The sequence below is a fragment of the Paraburkholderia oxyphila NBRC 105797 genome (assembly GCF_000685075.1).
Classification (GTDB): Bacteria; Pseudomonadota; Gammaproteobacteria; order Burkholderiales; family Burkholderiaceae; genus Paraburkholderia; species Paraburkholderia oxyphila.
Genome location: NZ_BAYD01000280.1, coordinates 1 through 1,154, shown reverse-complemented (window position 1 = coordinate 1,154; position 1,154 = coordinate 1). Strand labels below are relative to the sequence as shown.

The following is a 1,154-nucleotide window of genomic DNA, read 5'->3' as shown; positions in this document are numbered from 1 at the left end:
TATTCTGTCCCAGAAATAACTTTGCATAGCCGAGCCACTTTCTGGAGAATTGAATCGGCAGTCGCGGTCCATACGAACGGCCTGCCGTGTTGGTTGTACTGCTCGATATACCGCTCGATGCTGGTAACGAGTTGGCGCACGTTTCTAAATGAGCCTCGACGGATTGCCTGCTGCGTAATCAGGCCAAACCAGCGTTCAACCTGATTCAGCCAGCTTGAGTAGGTCGGCGTGAAGTGCATGTGGTAGCGCGTATGCCTGGCCAGCCACGCCCTGACTTTCGGATGCTTGTGTGTCGCGTAGTTGTCGACTATCAGATGCACATCGAGATCCGCAGGCACCGCCAGGTCCACATGCTTGAGAAACGCCAGGAATTCCTGATGTCGGTGGCGCGGCTTACATTGTGCAATGACTTCACCCGTTGCCGTATTGAGCGCGGCGAATAGAGTGGTGGTGCCATGCCGAACGTAATCATGCGTCACTCCCTCAAGATACCCCAGCCCCATCGGCAACATCGGCTGCGTACGTTCCAGCGCCTGGCACTGGCTCTTCTCGTCGACACACAGAACCAAAGCATTGGTTGGCGGGCTCAGGTACAGCCCGACAATATCTCGCACCTTCTCCACGAAGTACGGATCGTTCGACAGCTTGAAGCTTTTCGAACGATGAGGCTGTACACCGAACAACGATAGATATCGGGCCACCGAACTCTTCGAAATCCCTGTCTGCGCTGCAGCGGAGCGCACGCTCCAATGCGTTGCCCCGTCCGGCTTCTCACGCAGTATCCTCGCCAGCAGTTCTGCTACAGCTTCATCGTCGTGAGTGCGAGGCCGGCCGGGGCGGGCTTCATCATGCAGACCTGCAAGCCCGTGCGCCACAAACCGCTTCTTCCAGTGCGTGATCGCCGGTGGTGTCACTTCGCACTGCGTTGCAATTTCCTGACTCGTATGGCCGTCAGCGGCCATCAAAACAATCTTTGCCCGGCGCACGAGGGAGTGAGGCAGCGAACGTGAACGGCTCATCGACAGCAATTGTTCTCGCTCCAATTCGGATACGACAACCTCAATTCCTTTGCGTCCCATGATCGTCTCCAGTAGATCCTCGATTGATCATAGAGCACTTCGAATTTACATAAAGGTATTTCTGGGACAGAATAC

Annotated in this window: 1 protein-coding gene; it reads right to left on the bottom strand. The window is 55.5% G+C overall.

What is annotated here, in order from left to right:
• Window positions 1–1,079 (bottom strand): IS630 family transposase (locus BO1_RS48925; RefSeq protein ID WP_028223788.1); only part of this gene is annotated, 1,079 nt, incomplete at its 3' end.
• Window positions 1,080–1,154 lie beyond the last annotated feature (75 nt).